Source organism: Moraxella sp. CTOTU47579, from assembly GCF_032004885.1.
GTDB classification, from domain to species: Bacteria; Pseudomonadota; Gammaproteobacteria; order Pseudomonadales; family Moraxellaceae; genus Faucicola; species Faucicola tetraodonis.
This window is the reverse complement of the sequence record NZ_DALZOJ010000007.1, coordinates 1-26,717: the sequence shown is the minus strand read 5'-3', so window position 1 is coordinate 26,717 and position 26,717 is coordinate 1. Positions and strand designations below refer to the sequence as shown.

Here is a 26,717-nt window from a genome sequence, read left to right as displayed (position 1 = left end):
AGGTCAATTATGGAACCGATGGTCGTCATGGCAGCCCGCGCTGCACAAAAAGTAGGTCAAGAGATTTTAAATGCACACAACAATCGCCACAAGCTAGAGTTCACGATTGAAAGCAAAGGCTTAGATGGTTTGGTGACCCAAATCGACCGTTACAGCGAAGAATTATTGATCGCGATGCTCAAAGAAAGCTACCCAACCCACTCGTTTTTGGGTGAAGAATTTGGGCTACAAGAAGGCAAGGGCAATGATAAAGACTGGTGCTGGGTCATTGATCCATTAGATGGTACCCACAACTTTATTCATGGTTTGCCGCATTTTTGTGTCTCAATCGGGGTGCAAAAAAATGGCGTCACCGAGCATGGCATCATCTATGACCCAGTGCGTGATGAGATGTTTTCAGCCAGTCGTGGTAAAGGCGCGCGTCTCAACCAACGCCGTATCAGCGTCAGTGAGCATAAAACCATTGATGGCGGCTTTTTTACCACAGGTCATCCGCTTGAGCGTAACCGCGCGGAAGGTAAAGTATCGTATGCCAAAGAGCATTTTGAAAGCTTACAAAAAATCTGCGAACAAGGCGGTCAAGTGCGCCGTGTGGGTTCAGCTGCGTTGGATTTGGCATATGTAGCAGCGGGACGGTTTGATGGTTATTTTGAAATGTCTATCAAACCTTGGGATATCTGTGCCGGTGAATTGATTGTCACTGAAGCGCGTGGTACTGTGGTTGACCATACAGGCGCGCACAATGCGATGCAAACAGGTTCTATCTTTGCGGCAAATATCAAACTGTTAAAACCATTGATGCAAACTGTGGTGCCAGTTTGGGGCAGTGCCGTTAAAGGCTGATGTTGTTGTGACACTAAAAACGCGCTAATCCATAGCGCGTTTTTTTATTTCATAATCAATTCGTAAAAAAATAGGCTAAGCTAAAGAGGTTAAGTTAAGCAGATAGACAACAACGTTGACATAATAAGAGATGACAATATAAAAACGGCAATCTATATTCACAGATTGCCGTCCTCGTTCTATATGCTGTTTTATAGCATCTTGTTTATAGCATCTTGCTAAAATTCACCTAAATGGCGTATGTTAGAAAGGCTATCTTTCAATATACTGTAATTTATTGGGTACGCCATCCCATTCTTTGGCATCGGGTAGTGGGTCATGCATGGCTGAGATGTTTGGCCATTTTTCGGCAAGTTCTGCATTCAGTTCGATGTATATTTCTTGACCTTTTGGCACTTCATCTTCTGAGAAAATCGCATTGGCAGGGCATTCTGGCTCACACAGCGCACAGTCAATACATTCATCAGGATGGATGACCAAAAAATTCGGACCTTCATAGAAACAGTCCACAGGACAGACTTCAACGCAGTCAGTATATTTACAACGAACACAGTTATCAGTAACGACGAAAGTCATGGCGGTGGCTACCTTTTTTTAGTTGCACAAATGTTAAAAGCATAAAAAATACAATCGTATTATTTTAGCGCGTTACGCTTTTTTTAACAATTCCTTTAATGAATAAATAAATTCTAACGCCTGTTTCGGCGTCAGCTCATCAGGGTTTAGGGCTTGTAGTTGTTGGTTAAGTTTATATTCATCAGTTTTCAACGTTTGATAATCAGCCGCTGCACTCTGCAAATCCAGACCCATTTGTTTCTCGTCTTCTGATGGATAGGGTAAAGGATTGTTGGGCAAGCTTTTTTGCTCGCTTTGGTTATCCAAATAATATTGCGCTTGAACTAATAAGGCTTGCGGCAAACCTGCCATTTTGGCGACATGCAATCCAAAACTGCGATGCGTCGCCCCGGGTGCGATTTTATGCAGTAGTAGTAACTGCCCGTTGATTTCTTGGGTGACAAGGTGCTGATTAAACATTTTGGGGTGGCGCTCAGCCAGTTCCGTGAGCTCAAAATAATGGGTGGCAAATAGGGTCAAACAGCCAATTTTTTCTGCTAAATAATTCACGCACGCATGCGCAATCGCTAGACCATCTTGGGTGCTGGTGCCACGACCGACTTCATCCATGAGTACCAACGAGTTGGCATTGGCTTGGTTCATGATATTGGCGGTTTCAATCATCTCGACCATAAAGGTAGATTTACCACTTGCCAAGTCATCTGCCGAGCCAATGCGGGTAAAAATCCGTTCAATACGACCGAGTGTTACCGACTGCGCAGGGACATATGCACCACAACAAGCAAGTAGTACGATAAGCGCGGTTTGACGCATGTAGGTCGATTTACCGCCCATATTGGGCCCGGTGATGAGCATCAAGCGTTCAAGTTGATTGGCTGTTCCCATGACACAGTCATTGGCGACAAATGGGTCAAGCGATGGCCTCTGATGGTGAGCTTGGCGCTGTTGACCTGCTTCAACCACGATATGCCGTCCGCCTTGGATATTGAGGCTTGCGGTATCATCCGTGGTATTAAACAACGGGCGGCACCAGTTTTTACTATGATGAGAGCGATTCTGCAAACGCGTTAGGCTGACCCAGTTGGCAAGCACGTCCAAATACCCAATCGCTTTGGCAAGGCGCTGCACATCGCCAAGCTGCGACTTCAGCTGACCCAGCAGGTTTTCATAGATACGTTTTTCAAGGATCAACGCTTGCCCTTGTGCCGATAAATAGGATTCTTCAATGGTTTTGAGCGCTGGCGTGATAAAGCGTTCAGCATTTTTGAGCGTTTGACGGCGGGTAAAATATTCAGGCGCGTTCTTGGCTTGCAGGGCGCTAAGTTCAAAATAAAATCCGCTCACTTTATTAAAGCCCACTTTGAGCATGGGCAGGTTGTTTTTTTGCCGCTCTTGCACCGCCAAAGCTTCCAAAGTTTGCTCGATATTGCCATGCAAATTTTGCCATTCATCAAGCTGTCGGTCATAGCCCTTTTTTATCATGCCGCCATCACGGATGTGGGCGGGCGGCTCATCGACAATCGCTTGCTCTAGCAAGGCATGGATATTGGCAAAGCTATCAGTTAAGGCTAAGTCAGGTAGCTGTTTGCTAAGCATGGCAAGCAAAGGGGTCTCGGCAGTTAGCGTCGTTATGTTGGTAAAATCAAAATGTTGCTGCAACTGCTTTGACAACGCTAACGCTTGCGCCAAGCTCAGACGCAATTTGAGCAAATCGGTCGGTTTTGCTGAACCCAAGCCAATGCGTCCCCCAATGCGTTCGATATCGCTGATTTCGCTTAAGGTTTGTTTAAGTAATTCAAACGCTGCTATCGGTAATGTCATCAGTTGTTCAACCGCATCAAGTCTGCGGTTAATCAGGGTGACATTGCGTAGCGGTCGGTGCAAATGATGCACTAAAGCGCGTTTACCCATCGGCGTTTGGCAATGGTCAATCACCGATAACAGCGAAATACCCGATGCCAACACGGGTTTAAAAATTTCCAAATTTTGCTGACTGATGGTATCAAGCTGCAAAAAATCGCCGTTATGCTCGAGCTGCAGGCTGCGAATATGGCGTAAATCAGCTTGCTGGGTCTGTTTGCCGTAATGCAGCACAACCGATGCCGATGAGATGGCAAGCGGTTTTTGCTCAATGCCAAACCCTGCCAGCGTGGTGACACTTAGATGCTGGGTCAGATGTTCAAGTGCGTTATTTGGCAGAAAATAACTGTGCGGCTGTGACAAAATCGGCGGTAGGGTGGCTGTTGGGCTATTTGCGCTCAAACAGTCCTGCAAAAAATGTTGCCACGCCTCAGACAGCTGCTCATCTATCAGCACTTCACTGGGATCAAAGCGGGCGAGCGCGTTAGCAAGCTCGCTTTGTAGCGCCGTATGACTGTCGCAGTTAAGCTCAGTCACACGGATTTGCCCTTGTGCCAAATCCAGCTGTGCCAATCCCACCGACATTTGCTGTTTAGCAAAGCTGATAGCGACGACCGTTGGCGTCTGCCCTTGGGTGATGAGGTTATCATCGGTCAGCGTCCCTGCGGTTAAGGTACGGACGACTTTACGTTCCATAATCTTAGCGGCATTGGCTTTTGTTTTGCTGGTTTTTTTTGTTATGCTTTTGGCTGTGCTATCGGCTGCAGAGTCTTTTGCGGCAGTGTTTTCTTCAAGGCTGTGTTCTGGATTGTCTTCTGAGCCGTCTTTAGGCTTTTCTTCTTCGACTTGTTCACAGACCACCACGGTTTGCCCGGCATTAATCAGCCGAGCAATATAGCCGTCTGCCGAATGAAATGGCACACCTGCCATCGGGATGGTATTGCCCTGTTTATCTTTGCCACGTCGGGTCAAGGTGATGCCCAAAATATCGGCAGCAAGCTTGGCATCATCGAAAAACAGCTCATAGAAATCGCCCATCCGGTACAGCACCAAGGCATGCGGATAATCCGCTTTTAGGGTGAGATATTGCTGCATCATGGGGGTGTGATGGTCAAGATTGTGAGGCATGGTCTGGGTCATAATGGTTAAACGTTATGAAATTAAGCAACAGGTGCGTTTGTCGCACCATGTTGGGTGTGTGAGGTGGGTTAAGGCTGGGATGCAGGTTGCTTCTTGCTTCTTCCAGCCTATTTTTTCGAGTTTGTTTCTTCCAGCTTATCTAAAAGCTTAAAGCGATTCGATTTTTGAGATCCAATGCTGTTTTTCAGCATCCCCTATAAAAGACGCATTAAAGCTGTTTATCGCCAATTGTTTGATATCGTCATTTGATAGCGCTAACGCTTGCTCAATAGCGACAAAGTTGTCATTCATATAGCCACCAAAGTACGCCGGGTCATCTGAGTTCACCGTCACGCACACACCTTGGTGCAGCATGGTTTTGATATTGTGCTCGCCCATGTCTTGCACCACTTTTAGTTTAAGATTACTTAATGGACACACCGTCAACGGCATTTGCTCCGCTATCAAGCGTTGCATGAGTTTATCATCTTCAGCCGAGCGCACACCGTGATCGATACGATTGACCTTTAACAAATCCAACGCTTGCCAAACATACGCGGGATCGCCTTCTTCGCCAGCATGCGCAACCGTCAAAAACCCAAGCGCTCGAGCTTTGGCAAATACCCGTTCAAACTTAGCGGGTGGATTTCCCACTTCGCTAGAGTCAAGCCCCACGCCAATGATATTATCTTTAAATGGCAAGGCCTGCTCAAGGGTGACAAATGCGCTGTCTTCGCTCAAATGACGCAAAAAACACAAAATCCAATGCGAGGTGATGCCCATTTTTGCTTTGGCATCTAAGCTTGCTTGATAAAGCCCTTGAAAACAGGTAGCAAAATCCACCCCCCGCTCTGTATGGGTCTGTGGGTCAAAGAAAATCTCCGTATGCACCACATTATCAGCCTGGCATTTTTCAAAATACGCCCACGCTAAATCATAAAAATCCTGCTGTTTGACCAAAACGTTTGCGCCGGCATAGTAGATATCCAAAAACGATTGTAAATTATGAAAATTGTAGGCATTTTTGACATCTTCAATGGTTTGGTAGGGTATATCGATTTGGTTGCGTTTAGCGATGGCAAACATCAGCTCCGGCTCAAACGTGCCTTCGATATGCACGTGTAGTTCGGCTTTGGGTAATTGATGAATCAGTTGTTGTGGCGTCAATGTGGCAGTCATAGCAAACTCAATAGCATAATGGCAAAGATGGCGTTAAAATCTTTCAAGAAAATTTCAACAATGAAAATTTCGAAAATAAAGCTCAATTATGGGGATGGATTGATAAAGATAAAGGTAATAGAGGCAAGCGGTTCAAACTCACAGGCTGTCATAACCTTGTATCTAAAAAAAGCAAACCCATATATAATAGCAAAATTTATTTTGAACACCTTTATTAACCGTCATTGTATTAAAAGTCATTGCACTTATTGATTTGAGCACTTTAGGAAAACCCTCGTATGTTAGGCAAAATGATAGGCAAGGTTATCGGCACCAAAAACGACCGTGAGCTTAAGCGAATGCGTAAGTTGGTCGACAAAATCAACGCCTTAGAACCCAAAATCCAGCCCCTCTCTGACGAAGCATTAAAACAGAAAACTGCGGAATTTAAAACCCAGTTTGAGCAGGGTACTAGCCTAGATACCATTTTACCTGAAGCCTTTGCGGTCTGTCGTGAAGCCTCAAGCCGTGTCCTTGGCATGCGTCACTACGATGTACAGCTCATCGGCGGTATCACCTTGCACGAAGGTAAAATCGCCGAGATGCGCACGGGTGAAGGTAAAACCTTGATGGCAACGCTTGCGATATATCTCAACGCGATTAGCGGTAAAGGCGTGCATGTCGTCACCGTCAATGACTACTTGGCAAGCCGCGATGCCGAATTAAACCGCCCGTTGTTTGACTTTTTGGGCTTGACTGTCGGCGTGATTTACTCACAGCAAGACCCGATGGAAAAATTTGAGGCCTATGCCGCAGATATTACCTACGGTACCAACAACGAATACGGCTTTGACTACCTACGTGACAATATGGTATTTCGCCTAGATGAGAAAAAACAGCGCGGACTCAACTATTGTATCATCGATGAGATTGACTCGATTTTGATTGATGAAGCGCGTACGCCGCTGATTATCTCGGGTCAAGCCGAAGACTCATCGGCTATGTACAGGCTGATTGACACCATCATCCCGCGCCTCAAACGCTCAGAAACCGAAGAAGGCAACCGCGAAAACCGTGAGCAGGATTTTTGGATTGATGAAAAAAATCGTCAAATCGAAATCAGTGAAAAAGGCTACGAGAAAATCGAAAAATTCTTGGTGGAAAAAGGCGAGCTTGGCGAAAACGAGAGTCTATATAGCCCAACGCGCTTGCCACTACTAGCCCACGTTCAAGCCGCGATTCGTGCGCACCATTTATTTGTTAAAAACATTCACTATATCGTGCATGAAGGCGAAGTCATCATTGTCGATGAAAACACAGGGCGTACCATGCCCGGTCGCCGCTGGTCAGAAGGGTTGCACCAAGCGGTTGAAGCCAAAGAACAGGTCGAAATCCAAGCCGAAAACCAAACCCTTGCAACTACTACTTTCCAAAATTATTTCCGTCTGTATGACAAACTCTCAGGCATGACAGGTACAGCCGATACCGAAGCTGCGGAGTTTAAACAAACTTACGATTTAGATGTGGTGATTATCCCCACCCACAAACCAATTCAGCGTATCGACCTTGATGACCAAATTTTCCTAAGTAAAATGGGCAAATATCAAGGCATCATCCGCGAAATCAAACGCATTCAAGAGAAACAGGCGCCGATTTTGGTGGGGACGGCAACCATTGAAGCCAGTGAAGTGCTTTCAGAGTTACTGACGCAAGAAGGCATTCAACATAACGTCCTTAATGCCAAACAGCACGAGCGTGAAGCCGATATTATCGCGCAAGCGGGTAGCCCCAATGCGGTCACTATTGCCACCAACATGGCAGGTCGCGGTACCGATATTATCTTGGGGGGTAACTGGCAAGCAGAGCTCGCCAAAATCGATAATGTCACCCCTGAAATGAAACAACAAGCCCATGCCGAATGGCAAGTGCGAAACCAACAAGTGCTAGAGGCGGGTGGCTTACATATCATCGGTTCTGAGCGTCACGAATCGCGCCGCATCGATAACCAATTGCGCGGTCGTGCGGGCCGTCAAGGTGACCCGGGGGAGTCACGCTTTTTCTTGTCGCTTGAAGATGACTTGATGCGGATTTTCGCTGGCGATCGCGTGGTGAATATGATGCGCGCCATGGGGCTAAAAGAAGACGAAGCCATTGAGCACAAAATGGTGTCACGCTCGATTGAAAACGCCCAAAGCAAAGTGGAAAACCGCGACTTTGATGCCCGTAAGAGCCTACTCAAATACGATGACGTTGCCAACGAACAACGTAAGGTTATCTATAAGCAGCGCGATGAACTGCTCGCCGAAAGTAATCTACAAGCAGCTATCGAAGCGATGCACTACGATGTATACAATGCCTTGATTGACCAGTTCGTGCCACCCGGCTCGATTGATGACCAATGGGACATTGATGGGCTTGAAGACGAGCTTGAAAATGAGTTTCGTATTTATATGCCAATCAATGACTGGCTAGATGCCGATCGTCGTTTGGATGAAGAAGGTTTACGCCAAAAAATCATCGAGGCTGCGTTACTCAACTACCGCGCTCGACGTGAGCAAATGGGCGAGGAAAATGCCGCCCAACTTGAGCGTCACTTTATGCTATCTAGTCTAGATAAGCATTGGAAAGAACATCTCAACCAAATGGATCAACTGCGTAAAGGTATCCATCTGCGAGGCTATGCGCAAAAAAATCCTGAGCAAGAATATAAATCTGAAGCCTTCTCATTGTTCCAAAGTATGCTCGGTGCTATCAAGTCTGAAACCGTGCAAGATTTAGCGCGTGTGCATATCCCAACGCCAGAAGAAATCGCTGAGCTTGAGCGCCAGCAACGCGAACAAGCCGAGATGATGCGTCTGCATTTTGAGCACCAAGAAATGAATGGCGTGACCGGTGAGCTGAGTGACGATGAAGACATGATTGCGCGTAACAGCCAGCAACGCACGCGAGCCACGTATTCATTTGGTCTAAGCGGCTCAGCTGCGGCAACCGCGAGTCCAGAGATGGCTGAAAATGGTGACAATCCGTATGCCAACTTAGCGATTAGCCGAAATGCCCCTTGTCCATGTGGTTCGGGTTTAAAATACAAGCAATGCCATGGTAAAATTTAAGGTGACATCATTATCATCTTTGAATTAGCCGCATCATGGCTTCAACAATTTTTACAATATAGGCTATCAATTACGTTGTCGGATTGAGCGATTTATTGATAGTAGAGGAATACCCATGCAAAACACACTAGCAAAAATCACCATGCTGAGTTTAGTATCGGCGCTTACGTTGACAGCTTGTGATAAAAAGACAGACAGCACAGACAATGCCGCGGCAGCGTCAGCGGCAGAATCACAAGCCGTACCAATGTCAGCTGCGCCTGCCGATGAAAAAAATAGCGCCGCTGTGACCGAAGCCAATGCCACCGTAGATGCCGGTCCTGACGCTACCAGCGCCAGTGGCACGGCAGCGACCCCTGTTGATGCGATGCCAGCAAGTACCGAGGCAGACGCCACAGATGACGGCGGCGCGGATAATTCAGACATGGATAAGATTACGGAAAATGATACCGTGATTGATAATGCCCCTGCCTCGCCCAATGCACCAAAAGCCAGCGATGATGCAGCGCCTGCCGTCGGTAACCAAAAGGTTGGTCAATAATAACCAGACCCACAAAAAAAGCTGATACCCATCAGCTTTTTTTTAACATGGCAACTAGACGCTATTCAAACTAAATGCGGTTCAAATAATTATCAAAACGCACGATATCATTTGATAGGCTTAGGTTGGGCGATTTGTCTGCAAGAAAAGGCGCTGATTTAGGTCTTTTAACTACCACCATACCGTGTGGGGTTATTTGTGCCAACGCCGCCCACAATAATTGTTGTGATTGCGCAATCGACGGTGGGGTCGTCACAGTATGTAACATCTGCATATGTTTATTAACCGCTGATTTGTAGCTATCAGCGGGAAACATCGGATCTAGATAGACACGGTCGACTTTTGGCAATCTAGCCAGCAACTCTATCGCATCGCCATGATAAATCGTTAATCGACTCATCAATTTTTGCCAGTTGCGCTGCTGCGCCATTTTTTGCTGTTCTAGTTGCAGTAGCAAAAACATGAGTGGCTGCTGTTCTAGTAAAGTCACACTGGCACCGGTACTTGCCAAGATTAAGCTATCATGCCCAAATCCTGCGGTGGCATCAATGACAGTCATGTTAGCTTGTAGCTGCATGGCTTTGAGTAGCAGTTCAGTTTTTTTGCCCGCTTTGACCACCCGCTGTTGTAGGCTTTGCCAATTTGGGCTGACTTTCATGCCCGCTGCGATGACAAAAACATCGCCTACCTCATCAATCAGCACACTGTTATCATCGACTGATTTCAGCCATTTTTGAATTACTTTGCTAGTAATCTTTTGCAATTGTAAATCGACGGATAAAGGGGCGAGTATCGTTTCAACATTTGCCAAACGCTGCTCGCTTGGCAAAGTGTCAACATAATACAGTTGGATTGATTGATGAGATAGCATAGGGATTTAAATATAGCCCAGCATACCAGCGATGAGTACCAGTACGCCTACCACGATACGCCACCAAGCAAAAATCGTAAAATCACGGGTACTGACCCAGTTAACCAACCATTTGATGAAAATCATGGCAAAAATAAATGAGACTACCACACCCACTGCCATGATGGTCCAGTCTTCAGCGCTGGTCAAAATATGATGGTTTTTGGCCAGATCTAATAACCCAGCACCCACCAATACAGGAATCCCTAAGAAGAAAGAATACTCTGCAGACGCCTTACGTGATACCCCCAAAAATAGGGAACCGATAATGGTAGAACCTGAGCGAGAAGTACCAGGAATCAAGGCAAGACATTGAATCAAACCGATGATAATCGCCGTTTTAATATCGATATCTTCTGCTTCGGCATATTTGACCGTATGTTTGTGTTGTTGGCGCTCCGCCCAAAAGATAATCAAACCACCGACAATCAATGAGATTGCCACCACAGTTGGGTTAAACAACGCCGCTTTTAACGCTTTATCAAACAGCAAACCTATCAGCATAATCGGGATGGTGGAAATAATCAGCGAGATGCCCAATTGACGCGGGTTTTTACGTTCAGGGTCTTTACCTGTAATAAGTCCCATCAAGGCACGCCATAGCCGTTCCCAGTACAAATAAATTACCGCTGAAATCGCTCCCAGTTGAATGACAACGATAAACAAGTCGGCTTTATCTTTGGTCCAAAAATTTAATAGGGAGTCGGCAAGAATTAAATGCCCGGTACTTGAAATCGGTAAAAATTCGGTAATGCCCTCAACCATGCCCATGATGATGGCTTTAAAAATCAAAATAAGATCCATAACGTATCCAACAATGTTAGTTATTAACAGTCAAAGCTAACAATTTTTGCGCTTATAACAAGATAAAGGGTAGCGAGTCAAACTTAAGACAACATGAGTAATCAGCCGATAAATTAAGCCTTTTGTTGTTCGGCTAGAGTTTTCCACGCATTATTTCTTAAATAAACTGGCAACGCCAGCTCAGCTGGGACGGATTGGTGCTGCTGATACAAGGCTAGCCCAAGTTTGGCAATGATAACGGCTGAGGGGCGAATATCGGCAAAGATGGCTTGACCTAGCTGCGCATTGACCAAGGTTGCGCCGTTACCTACTAAGGCTAAGTCTTTGTCTATCACACTGTCATAATCAAGCAAATGCTCAGTAGCACCTGCCACAAGGTGCATGATACCATCGCTCATGGCGTATTCAGCGGCGTACACTTGGTTCATGCGCGCATCTGTCAGCGCCAATACGTGGGGGCGTTGATGTAGTTCAAATGCCGCTTGGGCGATAGCTTGCAGGCTTGATACAGGCAAACAAGGCACATCATGGGCAAAGGCGATGGCTTGCGCTACCGCCGTATTAATGCGTATGCCACTAAAAGCACCGGGACCTCGATTAAAAGCAATCGCAGTCAGTTGTGACCAATCAATCGATGATGCTGTCATCAGCGCGTGTATCATCGGCAAAATTTGCTGGGTTTGTAGACGATTTCCCGTCAGGGTCTGTTCAGCGACCACATTACCCGCTAAATCCACGAATGCCACTGAGCATTGGTCAAACACACTTTCAAGTGCCAAAATCATAACAAATTGCCTTTACCGTTTGTAGCAATCATGCGCTTAAAGCACACAAATTTTGCCTAAAAAATTGCTTGGTATGATACCACTAAAAACAAATTTGAGCAAAATTTAGTTAACATTGATTTAGGTAAAAATGCCCTCAACCCCGTCAATAAAGTGCTATAATCCTTACTATTTTTAGGGATTTAAAGCCAATGTGTTAAAGTTGATAGCTAACGGTTAACAATGGTTTGCAAAGTCACTCAGAGTTATTCAAAGTCACTTTGCTGGACAATTTTATAGCGTATGTTATAGCATGTTTTATTAGTGGTCTAAGTTTTATTTGTCGGTTAAATGGGTAGATAGGTTATGAGCGGTAAAATAATTTTTGATAATGGCAAGCATCAGTGCATTATGTTTAGTGATTTGGTAAAAGGTGACGGTATTCAGTCCAATCAATTTTTAATTTTGCACTCAGATGAAGAAACTGTCGGCGCGGTTATTGACCCAGGTGGGGATTTGACCTATACGCCGCTAACCCTAGCACTGCTCAAACATACTGATATAAAGCATATCCGCTATGTGATTGGCTCACACCAAGACCCCGATATCATTGCGTCATTGCCACGTTGGCTACTGCATACCCAAGCCAATATCGTCATCTCAAGGTTGTGGGAGCGTTTTTTACCGCATCTTAACTCCGCGTTTACCACTGACCGTCTGCAAGAAGGGTATCTTAAGCGCTTGATTGCGCTACCAGATGAAGGCGCGGTGTTGCCTTTGGGGAAAAGCCAGTTATTTGCTTTGCCTGCGCACTTTTTGCATTCAGAAGGTAATTTTCAGTTTTATGACCCCATCAGCAAAATTTTATTTTCAGGCGATATGGGGGCTTCGTTGCTCGGTGATGCGAATGTGCCAGTGGAAGATTTTGACGCGCATATTCCGACCATGCGAGGGTTTCATCAGCGCTACATGGTCAGTAATAAAGTCACCCGTTTTTGGGCAGATGCGGTTCGGCAGTTAGATGTCGAGATGATTGTGCCGCAGCATGGCAAATCTTTTGTTGGCAAAGCCATGATTAATCGCTTTTTGGATTGGATAGGCAATTTGCCTTGTGGGGTTGATTTGCTCACACAAGACGATTATGACTATGCAAGGCTGATTAATAGTGTTAAAGTTGACTGATTTGTTGTTTTAGTCGATGATGTCTTGTACTGTTACCCCTGTTTTTGAACAATTTGCCAACTCATACGATGCCGCCACGCCGATTCAATCGCAGGTGGCAGAGCATTTGGCGCAGCTCATTGTGCGTTACCATACCGGCGTAACCGATATGTGCGTGGTTGATGTGGGCTGTGGCACAGGAAAATTGACTCAGGCGGTGATGTCAACGTTTTTACAAAACGCAGCGCTAGCTTCCGCTCAGTTATATGGCATCGATACTGCTGCCAGTATGCTTGCAATTTGGCAACAGCGAGTCGAGCATCTTTTGTCTACGCCGCTGTCATCTACCCCAGTCTCATCGCTACCAAAGTCCCCAATGACGCTACACAGCCAAGCGCTTTGCGCCAATATGGCAGATATGGCATTGGCAAATCAATCAGCCGATTTGGTGATGAGTAGTTTTGCCCTTCATTGGACATCGCCAAGCGTTATCGCAGAGCTTGGGCGCATTGTCAAATCCAAAGGTCAGCTGCATTTGGCGATTCCTGTGGCAGGCTCTTTTTATGAAGTCCGTCAGCGCTTTCCCAAGTTGCCTGTTTTTGATTTTTTACCCAGTCACGCTTGGCTAGCGGCGATAGAGACCTTGCGGCAACAGCGCAAAGGCACGGTAATTTATCACACCGAGCAATCGTTTAATTTTTCTTATGACAATTTAAAAAGTCTGTTAAAAAATCTCAAGCAAATGGGCGGCGCCGTCTCTGGCAAAGACAGTATCGATACGGCGACATTTAGACGCTATCTGCAAGACCAATCACCGATTGGGCTGGATTACCAAGTGCTGATGATGGGCTTACAGCTGTAAGGGTAACAAATTTATCGACGATTTGGCTAACATTTAGCGTTACACTATTGCCTAGCGCTACGCTAGCATCAACTTTCTCCCCCTTTTTTGATTAGTTTAATTAAAGATGCTATGACTACACACACTCTGTCTTTTAAAGATAAGCTACAAGCCTATATTCACCTGACCCGCTTTGATAAGCCTGTGGGCATTGAGTTGGTTTTTTGGTCGACTTTATGGGCGGTATTTTTGGCGGCAAAAGGCTTTGAGCAATTCCCCCCTTGGCATGTGGTGGCAATCTTTGCGACGGGTGCGGTGTTGATGCGAGCGGCAGGCTGTGCCATCAATGACTTTGCTGATAGAAAAGTCGATGGTCATGTATCGCGAACCCAAGGTAGGCCGCTGGCGGACGGTCGCTTGACGGGTAAAGAAGCAGTTTGGACGTTTTTAGTTTTATCTTGGGTGAGCGCAGCGCTATTAGTATTTTTGCCCGTGCAGGTTTTTATTTGGTCATTTGGTGCGGTGGCGCTAGCGTTTATCTATCCGTTTATGAAACGCTTTACCCATTTGCCGCAACTGTTTTTGGCGGCGGCTTTCGGCTGGGCGATTCCGATGGCGTATGTTGCGGTATCGCAAGTATTAACGGGGCAGACCGAGGTTGATATTTGGTGTTGGCTGCTGTTTTTCGGCTATATGTGCTGGACGGTGGCGTATGATACCCAATATGCAATGGCAGATCGTGAGGATGATTTAAAAATTGGGGTCAAATCCACTGCGATTTTATTTGGTAAACACGATGTGTTGATAATTAGCCTACTTCAAGGGGTGTTTTTGCTCAGTTTGGCGGGCGTGTTTTGGCATTATTTTGGCGCGCTTTCAGTATTGGCGCTGCTACCTATTGTTGCCATGTTTTATCGACAAAATAAACAATGTCTCACCTATGACCGTAAGCTTTGCTTTAACGCATTTTTAGATAACGTGTGGGTAGGGCGCTATGTATTTTTGCTAATCGTGATATTGAGTGTATGGGCACTTCGAGGATAAACTGTGATAAACATAAAAAACGCCTAAATTTGATTGTAGGCGTTTTTTTTGATAATAGCCATAATTTAACTATAGCCATAACTTGATAGGCAAATTGAGTCCAAGGCGGTTGGTGAGTTGGTTATTGTTAAGCGAAACAATCCGCTCAGCAAATAACCCCACCACCATAGGCAGCAGTTGGTGTTCCATCGCATGGACGCGCTGCTGTAATTGGCTAGCATTTTCAGCCGCGTTGACGCAGGTCACCGCTTGTGCGATGACTTCCCCTGCATCGAGTTCGCTGGTTACCAGATGCACGCTGCAACCATGATAGCGCTCGCCAGATTGTAACACGCGGGTATGGGTGTCCAAGCCTTTATAATTGGGTAGCAGTGACGGGTGCAGATTTATCATCGGCACGTTTAATCCCGTGCTGCTGGTGACACCATCAATAAACAGTGGCGTTAAAATCCGCATAAATCCTGCCAATACCACCAAATCAGGTTGCCAAGCGCGTAATTCTTGCAGTGCCTGTTGTTCAAAACCGACACGGGTATATTTTTTGCCATTATCGTCACGCTCAATCACCGCGGTTGCAATATTGACTTGTTGCTCATTGGCAAGGCGGATGCGCTCAAGCGCATAGGCATCGGCTTTATTACTAATCACGCCCACGATTTGAATGTTCAATAGTTGCTGTAGCTGCTTATCAATTAATACTTGCAGGTTACTGCCACTACCAGAGACGAGGACGGCAATTTTTAACGGGGTAGGGTTTGTCATGTTCAAATTCATAAGGATAGCAAAGCAATAGGTTGGAAAAACTAAGGTGCGTAAAAACGCACCTTTTAAACTAGCTCAATGGTAAATTAACTAAAGGGTAAATTAGCTTAAGGGTAAAATAGCCCAATAGTAAAGTAACCGATTGAGTCGCTGATAAAATTAGCGATAGGTTACCGCATCGCCCTTTCTTTCAACGATTTCACCCAATTTCCATGCAGTTTCGCCTTGTTCATTGAGTAATTCAATGGCTTGGTCTGCTTTATCTGCCGGTACCACGACGACAAAACCCACGCCGCAGTTAAAAGTGCGGTACATTTCCATCTGCTCGATATGACCTTTTTGCTGAAGCCATTGGAACACAGGCGGGAATGTCCAAGAACTCACATCAATTTGCGCCGCCAAATGGTCGGGCAATACGCGTGGTAGGTTCTCCGTCAAGCCGCCGCCGGTGATATGTGCCATCGCATGCAAGCTTGCGTTGCCCAAGGTTTTTTGCAGGTGTCCAATGGCTTTGACATAGATTTTTGTCGGTGCCATCAACACGTCTTTTAATGCTTTGCCGTCTAATTGTTCAGTGGCAACATCGGCACCACTGACTTCAATCACTTTACGCACCAGTGAGTAACCATTTGAATGCACGCCACTAGAGGCGATACCGATTAACACATCACTGTTGGCAACGTTTTTACCCGTGATCACTTCCGACTCTTCGACGACGCCCACACAAAAACCTGCCAAATCATAGTCGTCATCTTGGTACATACCCGGCATTTCAGCCGTCTCGCCACCGATGAGCGCACAATTTGCCAATTTACAGCCGTCCCCGATACCGGTGATAACTGTTGCTGCGGTATCGACGTCCAGTTTTCCTGTGGCATAATAGTCCAAGAAAAATAACGGCTCAGCGCCACAGACTAGCAGGTCATTGACACACATCGCCACCAAGTCTTGACCAATGGTGTCGTGCTGCTGCAGTTGTAAAGCCAGTTTAAGTTTGGTACCGACACCATCAGTCCCTGAGACCAATAAAGGGGATTTATAGCCTTGCGGAATACGGCACAAGGCACCAAATCCACCCAAACCACCGACTACTTCAGAGCGGCTAGTTGCTTTGGCAACTGATTTAATGCGCTGAACTAACGCTTCGCCAGCATCGATATCGACGCCAGCATCTTTATAACTTAATGAAGTGGGTTGTGTAGTCATGGTCTTCCTATCGCCAGAATCATTGGGAAAAGTAATACGCGCATTATACCCAAATTCCCATCAAAAAGAAAAATAATCCATCGCTTTGCTACCTGGCAATATTAGGCTGTTTATCATTGATGACGCCTTCTAGCCTCACAAATGTGATAGGGCGTTATAACATAGCTTTGAATATTTGTATGAGTTGTGCAGTTTGCGCTATCTATTTTTGTCAAATTACCTAAAATTAGTCGAAAATACAACGATGGCAGTGACCGTCTTTTATTTAACTTTACCCTTATATTTTTGGCGTATTTGGCTTTTTTGAGGAACCTATGTACAACCCATCCCCTTATCGATTTACGAAAGATGTATTTTTCAAACGGGTATTTATATCGCTGTTTTTGGTTGCAATAGGCTATATCATTTATCAATTACAATCGGTAATTTTGCCATTTTTGGTAGCATTTATTTTATCGTATGCGATTAATCCGCTGGTGCAAAAATTACAGGACAAGGCACACATTCGCCGCTGGGTGGCGATTTTGCTGGTATATTTGTCCACTGCGCTGATGATTGGATTGATACTCTGGTGGCTCATTCCACTGGTGTGGGAGCAGTTACAATCGGCATGGAAGTATGTACCGACGGCAATTGACTATTATAACAATACGCTTCGAGGCTGGGTGCGTTCTCACACACCCATACGTTTACCTGCCATGCAAGTACGTGATATGTCCAAAGGCTTGGTCGATTTTCTCAAAGAACACTACAATATCACCGATGCACGCTCATTTTTTACCAATTTAATGTTATCAGGCATGAATGTAATCAACGTGGCGGGCATTGTGGTACTGGTGCCGATTTTGATGTTTTATTTTTTATATAATTGGGATGAGCGCTTGGTAAAAATTCGTCATATGATTCCCAACCGTTATATTCCATCGGTCTATCGTATCGCCAAAGAAAGTGATGAAGCGTTGATGTCATTTATCAAAGGTCAGCTACTAGTGATGGTGTTGCTCGGTATGGTGTACGCGGTGCAATTGCAACTCATTGGACTTAAAGTCGGTCTTATCATCGGTATGATGGCGGGTATCGCAAGTTTTGTGCCGTATCTTGGCTTTACCCTTGGCTTTATTGCGGCGATTATTGCAGGGCTATTTCAATTTGGCGTGGACTGGGTACATTTAGTGCTAATTGTCGGTGCCTTTATGGTAGGGCAGGCGGTGGAAGGTTATGTTTTGCAGCCGTTATTGTTGGGTGATAAAATTGGTTTATCACCATTGTGGGTGATATTTGCGGTACTTGCCGGGGCGGCACTGGCAGGCATTGCAGGTATGCTGATTGCTTTGCCGCTCGCCGCTGTGCTCAATGTGCTATTCAAACATGCGTATGACAGTTACCGTGAAACTGAGTTTTATAAAGGCGATGCCCAATATGGTTTATTTAAAGAAAAAAATCTGATGGATATCAAGCTTGAGGAGCAGCAAAAACAAATCGAGGCGCAAATGAAAAAAGAAAATACCAGTTGGATGGCGCGGATAAAAAATATCTTCTAAAACAGCAAGATGTCATTCAAATGACTACAAGCGCGCAATTTTGCCGTATAATAGCCGACTATGTGATAGGCGTTTTCTGTTTTCTATCTGATAGGCGGTTATAGATACGCTCAATCAAGCATTTATTGTGAGGAGTTGGTCTGCCTTACGTTAAATGCTTTTTTTTATTTGCAATTTTTCCAATAAATAACGCGTCGTTGATAGCCGATAGCGTCATCATAGGTTTATTTATTGGTTTATCATCAGTTAGGTATCTTATGCAATCAAACAATTCTGTAAGCCCAGCAGCAACCATGTCTGCCGCTGAATTAAATCCCCAACTATTAGAGAGTGACGTAGACGTGCTTGATGATAATGATTGGGATGATGAGGCGTCAAACAATGATACTTTAGACAATGAAGCTTTAAACGAAGCGTTAAACAATGAGGTGCAGCAAACCTTGGGCGATGCCAATGCTGACAGCAAAGGTGATGACATCAAATCCGCGCGTTTTCGTAAGCTACAAAAAAAATTACGTAAGCTGGTCTCTTGGGCGATTCGTGACTACAACATGATTGAAGATGGTGATGTGGTCATGGTGTGTATTTCAGGCGGTAAAGACAGTTTTACCTTACTGGATATTTTATTGTTCTTAAAGAAAATAGCACCGATTCAGTTTGATGTGATTGCCGTCAATCTTGACCAAAAGCAACCTGACTATCCTGAAGATATTTTGCCCAACTATCTGACCAAGCATGGCATTCCGTATTATATTTTAGAAAAAGACACCTATAGCGTGGTCAAGCAAATCGTACCAGAAGGTAAAACTTACTGTTCTGCGTGTTCACGGCTGCGCCGTGGTTCGTTATATGGTTTTGCCAAACAAATCGGCGCAACCAAAGTGGCACTGGGTCATCACCGTGATGATATCATGGCGACATTTTTCTTAAATTTATTTCATGGCGGTAGTCTTAAAGCCATGCCACCAAAACTGCTATCGGATGATGGGCAAAATATTTTGATTCGTCCGCTTGCGTATGTGGAAGAAAAAGACATTATCAAATATGCCAATTACAAGCAGTTTCCAATTATTCCTTGTAACCTGTGCGGCAGCCAAGAAAACCTGCAACGGGCGATGATTAATGACATGCTACGCACATGGGATCAGCAATACCCGAATCGCTTGGATTCGATCTTCGGCGCGATGCAAAATGTCGCACCGTCACAGCTCGCTGACCGTGAGTTGTTTGACTTTGAAAATTTGCAGTTAAAGCGTGATGAGCATATCCGTGTATTTGAAGGGGAAAACATCCAAGCGGGGCAGATTGATGAGCAGCTTCAGCAAAAAGGGGTGCCAACCGCACCTGATGTGCAAACCTTTGACCCCACCAAATCTCAGAAAAACAAAGCGTCTCAAAAACCCAAAGCGCCTCAAAAATCCAACGCCAGCCAAAACGCTGAGAGCCAAAAAATACCGACAATCAATCCTTTGATTTGACAACCAAGCGGGTCAAGCACACGGATATTTTGGCTGCTGTAATGGGTTAGGCTATTGAGGTGATAAGCGGTTGATTTAATAAGCTATTGGTTTAATAAGAAAGTTCGGTTAAATACACCCGAACTTCTTTTTTAGTTTTAACCTGTAAATTATTGTCATCACGCAGCGAGTCGTATCGCTAAACGAGATTGCGCAACGAGATTTCAAAACAAAATTTCACGATAAGTTTATCGCGTTGTTTTTATCTTATCCGCGATTATTTTTTTGAACCTATGGTTGCATCATTGCTAGTCGTAACGGGGCGAGGCGCAACAGGTTGGCTTGATGTAGGCTGATGGGTATCGCTGTATTTTGGGTAGCGGTTGTTAGGTACACTCCGCGGATAATACGGACGTGACCCTCTATCTAAACCGCCCCAACCACCAAAACGACTACCGTAGAAGGGCGAGTCCCAAAATGGATCGGTGTTGTACCACAGTTGATTTAACCTTTGCTCACGTTGGTAGTTGAGATAACCTTCGTCATGGGCTTTTAACAAATCAAGCGTCATCGATTGTGGGCATACATCATTGTAATCGTAGCCCTCACGTCCCAACTGATAAGCGCGTAGCGGCGTGCAATAACGTTTTAACCCTGCTTCACGACCTTGTTGCCACTGTTGCTGATCAGGCACAGTATTAGCTTTAGCACATTGCTTGATATGCTTTTGAATATAATCTTGACTGCGACCCAGTAAACCATCTTGATAACCAATGGTTTGCCAATTGCTTTGTTGGCATTGAGTAGGTGTTAATCCGCCACCTAAGGTAGCACAACCTGTCATCGAGGCAGTGATAGCAAACAGTCCAAGTATTTTTTTTGAGGTGGTTGCTGGGTGATAGGTCTCTATGAATGAAAGCATCGTCATGGTGGCACCTTTGAGGTTTACGGTCGCCATTAGTCAGTCAAAAACTGGCTAAACCGATCAAACCGTTAATGAATTGATATTTTTTAATTTAGCAGATTATTTATATAAAAGCATTTATCAATGGTTAAAATTTTGTTAGGCTACTTAATACAACCAAATGAATAGCGTCAAATTAACAGGGTCAAATTTTTGAGTTAATGTGGTGATATTGCATTAATTTTTTATCAACAGGGTGAGGGTCATGCAAAAAATTTTAATCGCCAATCAAAAAGGGGGATGTGGTAAAACCTCCATTGCGGTAAGTCTAGCGGCGGCATTGGCAAACCAAGGCAAAACAGTGGCATTGGCAGATGCAGACCCCCAAAAATCAAGCCTACAGTGGCTAAAAATGCGCCCAGCGGACGTACCTGCCATTATCGGTATTGACTGGCGCGATAGCAATGATATCGGTGATATCCCAAAAACCCTGGGTAAAAACGACTGGCTGATTATTGATGCCCCAGGTGCATTATCAGGCACTAAAGCCGAGCAGCTGATTGCCGAATGCAAGGCGATTTTAATTCCTGTTTTACCCGCTTTTTTTGATATTGACAGTACCAAACGCTTTTTAAAAAGCCTAGAAGACATCAAACGTATCCGCAAAGGCAAAGTCGATATTTATCTGGTTGCCAATCGCGTGCGTAGTCAATTGATGCAGGACAATGAACCGACCGAAAAACTGATGGCGTATTTTGCTGATATTGGGCAGCAGCCACTGGCTTGGCTATCTGAGCGTAGTATTTATCAAGCCTTGGCAGAGCGTGGCTTGACGATTTTTGATAAAAGCCAAAAACCGTATCGCGACATTCAAGCCCAGTGGCAGCCGATTATGGATATGCTAGCTTCCGAGCCGCAGTCGACTGACAAAGTTGATGCCAAAGCCGAAAACAAAGCTGACACCAAAACTGAAGCAAAAACGTCATCTAAAAAATCCAAAAATAGCAGCTGGTACGAGTAATATAATCAATGGGAATATGGATAGCCATCGCCATCGGGGTGTTTATTGTCGGTAGTATCATGGGGTTAAAACCCTCTGCTCGCGAGACCATGCGTGATAATCTACGCATGGCAGCCAGACGCGTAGGCGTGCAGCCAAAACTGGTCGCATGCCCCGATTGGATTATCGGCGATACAGGCGAACGCGGTAAAGGCATGATGGCGCAGTACGGCGTGGTGATTGAGGACGCGAAGATGCGCCCCTGTGATTATCAGGTGATTGAGGGCAAATGGCGACCCTTTACCGGGCATTATCCCGCTAATTTTGCGCTTGATAATCGGGAGGTGGATTTACCGGCATCCATCGCAACAACTGTTAAAGGTTTAAGCTGTAAAGCCAATTTTGTGTGTATTTATTGGCAAGAAAATAGCCAACTGGGCATGAAATCAGAACTTGAAACCACCGAAAAAGACCTAATCATGTTAAAAAGTAAATTGCATGATTATGCCAAATTGGTGCAGAATAACTAACTTTTCGTATTTTAACTTACCCTTTTTAATGATTTTGTGAACCCAACATGAGTAAAACACCGACAGCGAGAAAATCAACCAAAACCACGGATACGGCTGATACAAAAGCAGACACGAAAGCCGCCCAAAAAGCCGCAACCAAAGCCGCCGCGCCCAAATCAACAGCCGTATCAAAAGCATCAAAAACAACGCCTAAAACGTCGGGGCAAGGCAAAGCCTTGGTGATTGTTGAATCCCCTGCCAAAGCCAAAACCATCAATAAGTATCTGGGAGATGATTTTATCGTCCGCTCTAGTGTGGGGCACGTGCGTGATTTACCTGTGTCGGGTTCTGGCGCAGCAAAAACCGATGAGAAGTCGGATACCAAGCTCACCAAAGAGCAAAAAGCGCAGCAAGCCTTGGTACGGCGCATGGGGATTGACCCCGAGCACGACTGGGTGGCACATTATGAAATTCTACCCAGCAAAGTTAAAGTGATTAAAGAATTAAAATCCCTTGCCAAAGATGCCAAAGAAATTTATCTTGCAACCGACTTGGATAGAGAAGGGGAAGCGATTGCCTGGCATCTTAAAGAAGTTATCGGTGGCAGTGATGACAAATACAGCCGTGTGGTATTTAACGAAATCACCAAAAACGCGATTCAAAATGCCTTTAAAAGCCCCACCAAGCTAAACTATGACCGTGTCAACGCGCAGCAAGCTAGACGATTTTTAGACCGTGTCGTTGGTTTCATGGTATCGCCATTGCTATGGCAAAAAGTAGCGCGCGGACTGTCGGCAGGGCGAGTACAATCTGTCGCCACGCGTCTAGTGGTGGAGCGTGAACGTGAAATTCGCGCTTTTACTCCAGTGGAATATTGGGAAATCCACAGCAATACTCACAGCCAGCAAGCCAAACATGAGACCATTCGCCTAGAAGCGGTAAAAAAAGCAGGCAAACCCCTGTCGCTAGAAAACGAAGCACAGACCCATGCCGTTGTTGCATTGCTTGAAACATCCGATTTTATCGTGGCGGATCGGGAAGAAAAACCCACCCAATCAAAACCGTCTGCACCCTTTATCACCTCGACACTGCAACAAGCCGCCAGTACCCGCCTTGGTTTCCCTGTCAAAAAAACCATGATGCTAGCTCAGCGCCTGTATGAAGCAGGTCATATCACCTATATGCGAACCGACAGTACTTTTTTGTCAGCGGATGCACTCACCAGTGTGCGCGGCTTTATCGACAAACAATACGGCACAAAATATGTCCCAAAATCGCCCAATGTGTATGGCAACAAGCAAAACGCCCAAGAAGCGCACGAAGCGATTCGCCCCTCAGACGTACTTGTACAATCTGCCTCGCTAAAAGACATGGAGCGCGATGCCCAGCGTTTATATGAGCTGATTTGGCGCCAGTTTGTGGCGTGTCAGATGCCACCTGCGCAGTACCAATCCATGACGTTGATTGTCAATGCTGGTGAGGTTGAGCTTAGAGCCAAAGGTCGGGTGATGACCTTTGATGGGTACACCAAAGTACAGCCCCCGGCCAAAAATGAAGACAATCTATTACCTGATGTAAAAATTGGGGAAAAATTGGTGGTCGATAGTATCGAGCCTACCCAACATTTTACCAAGCCACCGGCACGCTATACTGAAGCAAGCCTAGTCAAAGAACTGGAAAAACGTGGGATTGGTCGTCCGTCCACGTATGCCGCTATCATCTCAACCATTCAAGAACGTGGTTATGTCAAGGTAGAAAACAAACGTTTATTCGCCGAAAAAATGGGTGATATTGTCACTGACAGATTGGTTAACAGCTTTCCGCATTTGATGGACTATACTTTTACCGCTGGGCTTGAAGAAAACCTAGATGAAGTCGCTGAAGGTCAGCAAAACTGGAAAAAAGTGCTGGATGATTTTTATGGCGATTTTAAAGGCAAGTTAGAGCGTGCCAAAGACGAAGACGGCATGAAGCCTAATGACCCAACCGATGTCCCAGATATTCATTGTGACTTATGTCAGCGCCCAATGCAGATCCGTACAGGCTCTACAGGGGTGTTTTTGGGTTGTACCGGCTATAATTTACCCCCCAAAGAGCGTTGTAAAGGCACCAAAAATTTGATGCCTGTGGAAGCCTTTCATAGCCAAACCAGTAAAGAGAGCCAAAATCTCGGTGAGGACGACGCGGACAACAACGACGAGATACAAGCGCTACTTGAGAAAAAACGCTGCCCGAAATGCCATACCGCGATGGATGGGTATATCGTCGATGGCGGGTTAAAACTCCATGTCTGTGGTAACAATCCTGACTGTGATGGCTATCTATTAGAAAAAGGCGTCTTTGAAACCGCAGGCAATGATGATGTGCCTACCATACCTTGTGATAAATGCGATGGGCAAATGGTGCTCAAAACTGGACGTTTCGGCGCCTATTTTGCCTGTCAGCAGTGTGATAATACCCGTAAAGTGCTAAAAAATGGCGATGCAGCGCCACCACGCATGACCGCAATCCCTATGCCAGAACTCAAGTCGCAAAAATTTGATGACCATTATATTTTGCGTGAAGGAGCAGCAGGATTATTCTTGGCAGCCTCAAAATTTCCCAAAGTGCGAGAGACGCGCCCACCAAAACTGTCAGAATTACGCGCGATACAAGATCAGTTGGAAGATAAATTCCAGTATTTATTTACCGCGCCAGATACCGACAATGAGGGCAATCCTACGATTTTGCGTTGGAGTCGTAAAAATGCAGAGCAATATATCGGCTCAGAAAAAGATGGAAAAGCGACTAAATTTGCCTTGGTTTATCGAAAAGGCAAATGGGTGGAAGAGTAATGGCAACCAACAAAAAACCCTAGCCTATGCTAGGGTTTTTTATGGATAAATAAAATCTTTATTTTAAATCAGTGCTGTCATCTTCAATTACAAAGCTAACAATCATCATCACGTTATAGCTAGTGATATTACCATCACTAATGCGTACTTTTTGCTCTTTAATCCAAGCACCTTCCACGTTATTAACCGTTTTGTTGACTTGTGTAATGCCTTTTTTGATCGCATCTTCAAAACTTACCGTTGAGCTGCTACTAATTTCAATATTTTTTGCCACTGACATAACGATATCCTTATTTTCTATTATATTATTTTCCTAATTAATTTTTAATCTAAAACTTATCAAGTTTAACTTAAGTTATCGCAAACTTGATGCTTATAACTTATCAAATATGCAAAAAAATACCAAAGTTAACTTGTAACTTTAGTATTAGTTTTGGCTATCACATCAACTAGAAGCGTAACCAATATTGCGCTATTTTAAATGATGTAAAAGTAGCTATGCAATCCATTAAATTAAGCAAAAATCATTTCAATATCTTTGTGATCAAAACGGTAAACATGTCCGCAGAAACCACAATCTAACGCCACCGCGCCCCCATGCTCATTAGCGATTTCTAATGCAGCTGGTTTGCCCAACTGAAAAATTGCCGATTCACTTTTCTGCTGTGAGCAAGTACAAGCAAAGGTCAACGGCATAGGCTCAGCCGTCACCACGTCTTCTTCATGATACAATCGATATAAAATCTCATCGGCTGGTAAGGTGGTTAATTCTTCAGCTTTTAGCGTTTTGGTTAAGATTTTTAAGCGCGGGAACAAGTCATTATCCACCGTCTCATGCTCTTCTTCTGTGGTACGTGGTAGCAACTGTAGCACGATACCGCCCGCTTGCTCACCATCACAAGCCAAGTTGATTAAGGTAGGAATCTGCACGGATTGCTGTTGGTAATGTGCCAAACAATCCGCCAAGTTATCTGCCACACGCTCAACAATGCCTTGATAACCTTCTGCTTGTGTGCCATACGTGGCATCAGGTTGGATATTAATAAATAACACCCCTTCACCGACTTTACCAAGTTTGGCAAAGGCATCATTTGCCGTTTGTGCGGATTGCCATTCGCCTGTCCACTCTGCAAGACCGCGAATGTGACCTTGGTGGTCGCACTCTGCCATCGCCCAAGTTAAGCTGTCCTGTTCAGGGTCAGTGGCTGCGCCTGAATTTTGCAATTGAATGGATAGACGACCTTCAATTTTTAAGGTGCCAATCAGCAAGCTTGCCGCGACCAACATTTCCCCAAGTAGTTTTTGCAGGGCAACTGGGTAATCTTTTTGCTGCAATATCGTCTGTAGGCTGTCGTTGATTCGTACCACGTCACCGCGTACAGGGCTTTGCTCAAAATAAAAACGTTGGCGCATATCAAAATCGTGAAGTGCTTGAGTCGCTGTTGTCATAAATAACCTATGTTAAGTGAGTTTTAATCAATTTATTGAGCTATAAATGGGGATAAAATACAAAATAGCAAAAAAATGGTAAAAAAATTGTCGATGATGAAAAAAATATTTTTTGTAAATCTATTGTCACAACACAGAAAAGTAAATTACTATAAACTCACATTTGAAATCTTTTGAATATCCTTAACTATTTTTTATCAGTCATTGTGCAAGGTTTTGCCAGATTTTAATGGGTGCAATGAGGGATGATGAAGGACAAGGAAGGATTATAATACTCCCAGAAAACTAGACCAAAAAATCGTAGCAAATAAGATAGAATAG

General features: G+C 44.9%; 22 protein-coding genes. 11 read left to right on the top strand and 11 right to left on the bottom strand.

Annotated elements, in window-relative coordinates; genetic code table 11:
- Window positions 1–9: 9 nt before the first annotated feature.
- Window positions 10–843, top strand: coding sequence for an inositol monophosphatase family protein (locus RTP55_RS06570; RefSeq protein ID WP_007115595.1), 834 nt, complete (start codon window positions 10–12; stop codon window positions 841–843).
- Between the two features lie 252 nt (window positions 844–1,095).
- Here RTP55_RS06570 and fdxA read toward each other — a convergent pair whose 3' ends face one another.
- From fdxA to RTP55_RS06555, 3 genes are all read right to left on the bottom strand, one after another.
- Window positions 1,096–1,419 carry a ferredoxin FdxA gene (gene fdxA, locus RTP55_RS06565; RefSeq protein WP_007115596.1) on the bottom strand — a complete coding sequence of 108 codons (324 nt, stop codon included), beginning with the start codon at window positions 1,417–1,419 and terminating at the stop codon, window positions 1,096–1,098.
- Between the two features lie 72 nt (window positions 1,420–1,491).
- Window positions 1,492–4,419: a DNA mismatch repair protein MutS gene (mutS, locus tag RTP55_RS06560; RefSeq protein ID WP_312385075.1), complete on the bottom strand. Its 2,928-nt coding sequence runs from the start codon at window positions 4,417–4,419 to the stop codon at window positions 1,492–1,494.
- A gap of 147 nt (window positions 4,420–4,566) precedes the next feature.
- Window positions 4,567–5,577, bottom strand: coding sequence for an adenosine deaminase (locus tag RTP55_RS06555; RefSeq protein WP_409418423.1), 1,011 nt, complete (start codon window positions 5,575–5,577; stop codon window positions 4,567–4,569).
- Between the two features lie 278 nt (window positions 5,578–5,855).
- Here RTP55_RS06555 and secA point away from each other — a divergent pair, with 278 nt between their 5' ends.
- Together secA and RTP55_RS06545 are read left to right on the top strand one after the other, a co-directional pair.
- Window positions 5,856–8,666 (top strand): preprotein translocase subunit SecA, encoded by a 2,811-nt coding sequence (gene secA / locus RTP55_RS06550; RefSeq protein ID WP_312385073.1) that lies wholly within the window; start codon window positions 5,856–5,858, stop codon window positions 8,664–8,666.
- Between the two features lie 115 nt (window positions 8,667–8,781).
- Window positions 8,782–9,207 (top strand): hypothetical protein, encoded by a 426-nt coding sequence (locus RTP55_RS06545; RefSeq protein WP_284034699.1) that lies wholly within the window; start codon window positions 8,782–8,784, stop codon window positions 9,205–9,207.
- Window positions 9,208–9,277: 70 nt separating this feature from the next.
- Here RTP55_RS06545 and RTP55_RS06540 read toward each other — a convergent pair whose 3' ends face one another.
- The 3 genes from RTP55_RS06540 to tsaB form a co-directional block, all read right to left on the bottom strand.
- Entirely contained in the window at window positions 9,278–10,078 is an 801-nt protein-coding gene (locus tag RTP55_RS06540; protein ID WP_312385071.1) for a class I SAM-dependent methyltransferase, read from the bottom strand.
- A 6-nt stretch (window positions 10,079–10,084) separates the two neighbouring features.
- Window positions 10,085–10,921 carry an undecaprenyl-diphosphate phosphatase gene (locus RTP55_RS06535; RefSeq protein WP_284034697.1) on the bottom strand — a complete coding sequence of 279 codons (837 nt, stop codon included), beginning with the start codon at window positions 10,919–10,921 and terminating at the stop codon, window positions 10,085–10,087.
- 113 nt (window positions 10,922–11,034) lie between these two features.
- Window positions 11,035–11,706 (bottom strand): tRNA (adenosine(37)-N6)-threonylcarbamoyltransferase complex dimerization subunit type 1 TsaB, encoded by a 672-nt coding sequence (gene tsaB, locus RTP55_RS06530; RefSeq protein ID WP_312385069.1) that lies wholly within the window; start codon window positions 11,704–11,706, stop codon window positions 11,035–11,037.
- A gap of 345 nt (window positions 11,707–12,051) precedes the next feature.
- Between tsaB and RTP55_RS06525 the strand changes: the two genes are divergently transcribed.
- The 3 genes from RTP55_RS06525 (at window position 12,052) to ubiA (ending at window position 14,731) form a co-directional block, all read left to right on the top strand.
- A complete protein-coding gene (locus tag RTP55_RS06525) occupies window positions 12,052–12,867 on the top strand; it encodes an oxygen-binding di-iron domain-containing protein (RefSeq protein WP_312385067.1) in 816 nt (271 codons plus the stop codon).
- Window positions 12,868–12,883: 16 nt separating this feature from the next.
- Window positions 12,884–13,708 (top strand): methyltransferase domain-containing protein, encoded by an 825-nt coding sequence (locus RTP55_RS06520; protein WP_312385065.1) that lies wholly within the window; start codon window positions 12,884–12,886, stop codon window positions 13,706–13,708.
- A 111-nt stretch (window positions 13,709–13,819) separates the two neighbouring features.
- Complete coding sequence (gene ubiA / locus RTP55_RS06515; protein ID WP_312385062.1) at window positions 13,820–14,731, top strand: 4-hydroxybenzoate octaprenyltransferase; 912 nt, start codon at window positions 13,820–13,822, stop codon at window positions 14,729–14,731.
- Window positions 14,732–14,800: 69 nt separating this feature from the next.
- Here the strand turns inward: ubiA and purN are convergent, their stop codons facing one another.
- Window positions 14,801–15,493, bottom strand: coding sequence for a phosphoribosylglycinamide formyltransferase (gene purN, locus RTP55_RS06510; RefSeq protein WP_143351111.1), 693 nt, complete (start codon window positions 15,491–15,493; stop codon window positions 14,801–14,803).
- Window positions 15,494–15,652: 159 nt separating this feature from the next.
- Window positions 15,653–16,699 (bottom strand): phosphoribosylformylglycinamidine cyclo-ligase, encoded by a 1,047-nt coding sequence (gene purM / locus RTP55_RS06505; protein ID WP_312385058.1) that lies wholly within the window; start codon window positions 16,697–16,699, stop codon window positions 15,653–15,655.
- A 314-nt stretch (window positions 16,700–17,013) separates the two neighbouring features.
- Here purM and RTP55_RS06500 point away from each other — a divergent pair, with 314 nt between their 5' ends.
- Together RTP55_RS06500 and ttcA are read left to right on the top strand one after the other, a co-directional pair.
- Complete coding sequence (locus RTP55_RS06500; protein WP_312385056.1) at window positions 17,014–18,240, top strand: AI-2E family transporter; 1,227 nt, start codon at window positions 17,014–17,016, stop codon at window positions 18,238–18,240.
- 257 nt (window positions 18,241–18,497) lie between these two features.
- Window positions 18,498–19,718 carry a tRNA 2-thiocytidine(32) synthetase TtcA gene (ttcA, locus tag RTP55_RS06495; RefSeq protein WP_409418422.1) on the top strand — a complete coding sequence of 407 codons (1,221 nt, stop codon included), beginning with the start codon at window positions 18,498–18,500 and terminating at the stop codon, window positions 19,716–19,718.
- Between the two features lie 256 nt (window positions 19,719–19,974).
- Here ttcA and RTP55_RS06490 read toward each other — a convergent pair whose 3' ends face one another.
- Window positions 19,975–20,625: a DUF2799 domain-containing protein gene (locus tag RTP55_RS06490; protein ID WP_312385055.1), complete on the bottom strand. Its 651-nt coding sequence runs from the start codon at window positions 20,623–20,625 to the stop codon at window positions 19,975–19,977.
- Window positions 20,626–20,866: 241 nt separating this feature from the next.
- Here RTP55_RS06490 and RTP55_RS06485 point away from each other — a divergent pair, with 241 nt between their 5' ends.
- From RTP55_RS06485 to topA, 3 genes are read left to right on the top strand one after another with little or no spacing between them, the layout of a single operon-like run.
- Window positions 20,867–21,622, top strand: coding sequence for a ParA family protein (locus RTP55_RS06485; protein WP_312385053.1), 756 nt, complete (start codon window positions 20,867–20,869; stop codon window positions 21,620–21,622).
- An 8-nt stretch (window positions 21,623–21,630) separates the two neighbouring features.
- Complete coding sequence (locus RTP55_RS06480) at window positions 21,631–22,131, top strand: hypothetical protein (protein ID WP_095355881.1); 501 nt, start codon at window positions 21,631–21,633, stop codon at window positions 22,129–22,131.
- A gap of 47 nt (window positions 22,132–22,178) precedes the next feature.
- On the top strand, window positions 22,179–24,947 hold the full coding sequence (gene topA, locus RTP55_RS06475) for a type I DNA topoisomerase (protein WP_312385051.1): 2,769 nt from the start codon (window positions 22,179–22,181) through the stop codon (window positions 24,945–24,947).
- Window positions 24,948–25,005: 58 nt separating this feature from the next.
- On the opposite strand, the gene RTP55_RS06470 is transcribed toward topA, so the two are convergent.
- Window positions 25,006–25,227 carry a dodecin family protein gene (locus RTP55_RS06470; RefSeq protein WP_065253328.1) on the bottom strand — a complete coding sequence of 74 codons (222 nt, stop codon included), beginning with the start codon at window positions 25,225–25,227 and terminating at the stop codon, window positions 25,006–25,008.
- Window positions 25,228–25,460: 233 nt separating this feature from the next.
- Window positions 25,461–26,396: an Hsp33 family molecular chaperone HslO gene (gene hslO / locus RTP55_RS06465; protein ID WP_201665837.1), complete on the bottom strand. Its 936-nt coding sequence runs from the start codon at window positions 26,394–26,396 to the stop codon at window positions 25,461–25,463.
- Window positions 26,397–26,717 lie beyond the last annotated feature (321 nt).

What these genes read in the sequence shown, in the direction of transcription:
- RTP55_RS06570 (WP_007115595.1), top strand. Translation starts at nt 10, where the DNA reads ATGGAACCGATGGTCGTCATGGCAGCCCGCGCTGCACAAAAAGTAGGT.
- fdxA (WP_007115596.1), bottom strand. Translation starts at nt 1,419, where the DNA reads ATGACTTTCGTCGTTACTGATAACTGTGTTCGTTGTAAATATACTGAC.
- mutS (WP_312385075.1), bottom strand. Translation starts at nt 4,419, where the DNA reads ATGACCCAGACCATGCCTCACAATCTTGACCATCACACCCCCATGATG.
- RTP55_RS06555 (WP_409418423.1), bottom strand. Translation starts at nt 5,577, where the DNA reads ATGACTGCCACATTGACGCCACAACAACTGATTCATCAATTACCCAAA.
- secA (WP_312385073.1), top strand. Translation starts at nt 5,856, where the DNA reads ATGTTAGGCAAAATGATAGGCAAGGTTATCGGCACCAAAAACGACCGT.
- RTP55_RS06545 (WP_284034699.1), top strand. Translation starts at nt 8,782, where the DNA reads ATGCAAAACACACTAGCAAAAATCACCATGCTGAGTTTAGTATCGGCG.
- RTP55_RS06540 (WP_312385071.1), bottom strand. Translation starts at nt 10,078, where the DNA reads ATGCTATCTCATCAATCAATCCAACTGTATTATGTTGACACTTTGCCA.
- RTP55_RS06535 (WP_284034697.1), bottom strand. Translation starts at nt 10,921, where the DNA reads ATGGATCTTATTTTGATTTTTAAAGCCATCATCATGGGCATGGTTGAG.
- tsaB (WP_312385069.1), bottom strand. Translation starts at nt 11,706, where the DNA reads ATGATTTTGGCACTTGAAAGTGTGTTTGACCAATGCTCAGTGGCATTC.
- RTP55_RS06525 (WP_312385067.1), top strand. Translation starts at nt 12,052, where the DNA reads ATGAGCGGTAAAATAATTTTTGATAATGGCAAGCATCAGTGCATTATG.
- RTP55_RS06520 (WP_312385065.1), top strand. Translation starts at nt 12,884, where the DNA reads ATGATGTCTTGTACTGTTACCCCTGTTTTTGAACAATTTGCCAACTCA.
- ubiA (WP_312385062.1), top strand. Translation starts at nt 13,820, where the DNA reads ATGACTACACACACTCTGTCTTTTAAAGATAAGCTACAAGCCTATATT.
- purN (WP_143351111.1), bottom strand. Translation starts at nt 15,493, where the DNA reads ATGACAAACCCTACCCCGTTAAAAATTGCCGTCCTCGTCTCTGGTAGT.
- purM (WP_312385058.1), bottom strand. Translation starts at nt 16,699, where the DNA reads ATGACTACACAACCCACTTCATTAAGTTATAAAGATGCTGGCGTCGAT.
- RTP55_RS06500 (WP_312385056.1), top strand. Translation starts at nt 17,014, where the DNA reads ATGTACAACCCATCCCCTTATCGATTTACGAAAGATGTATTTTTCAAA.
- ttcA (WP_409418422.1), top strand. Translation starts at nt 18,498, where the DNA reads ATGCAATCAAACAATTCTGTAAGCCCAGCAGCAACCATGTCTGCCGCT.
- RTP55_RS06490 (WP_312385055.1), bottom strand. Translation starts at nt 20,625, where the DNA reads ATGACGATGCTTTCATTCATAGAGACCTATCACCCAGCAACCACCTCA.
- RTP55_RS06485 (WP_312385053.1), top strand. Translation starts at nt 20,867, where the DNA reads ATGCAAAAAATTTTAATCGCCAATCAAAAAGGGGGATGTGGTAAAACC.
- RTP55_RS06480 (WP_095355881.1), top strand. Translation starts at nt 21,631, where the DNA reads ATGGGAATATGGATAGCCATCGCCATCGGGGTGTTTATTGTCGGTAGT.
- topA (WP_312385051.1), top strand. Translation starts at nt 22,179, where the DNA reads ATGAGTAAAACACCGACAGCGAGAAAATCAACCAAAACCACGGATACG.
- RTP55_RS06470 (WP_065253328.1), bottom strand. Translation starts at nt 25,227, where the DNA reads ATGTCAGTGGCAAAAAATATTGAAATTAGTAGCAGCTCAACGGTAAGT.
- hslO (WP_201665837.1), bottom strand. Translation starts at nt 26,396, where the DNA reads ATGACAACAGCGACTCAAGCACTTCACGATTTTGATATGCGCCAACGT.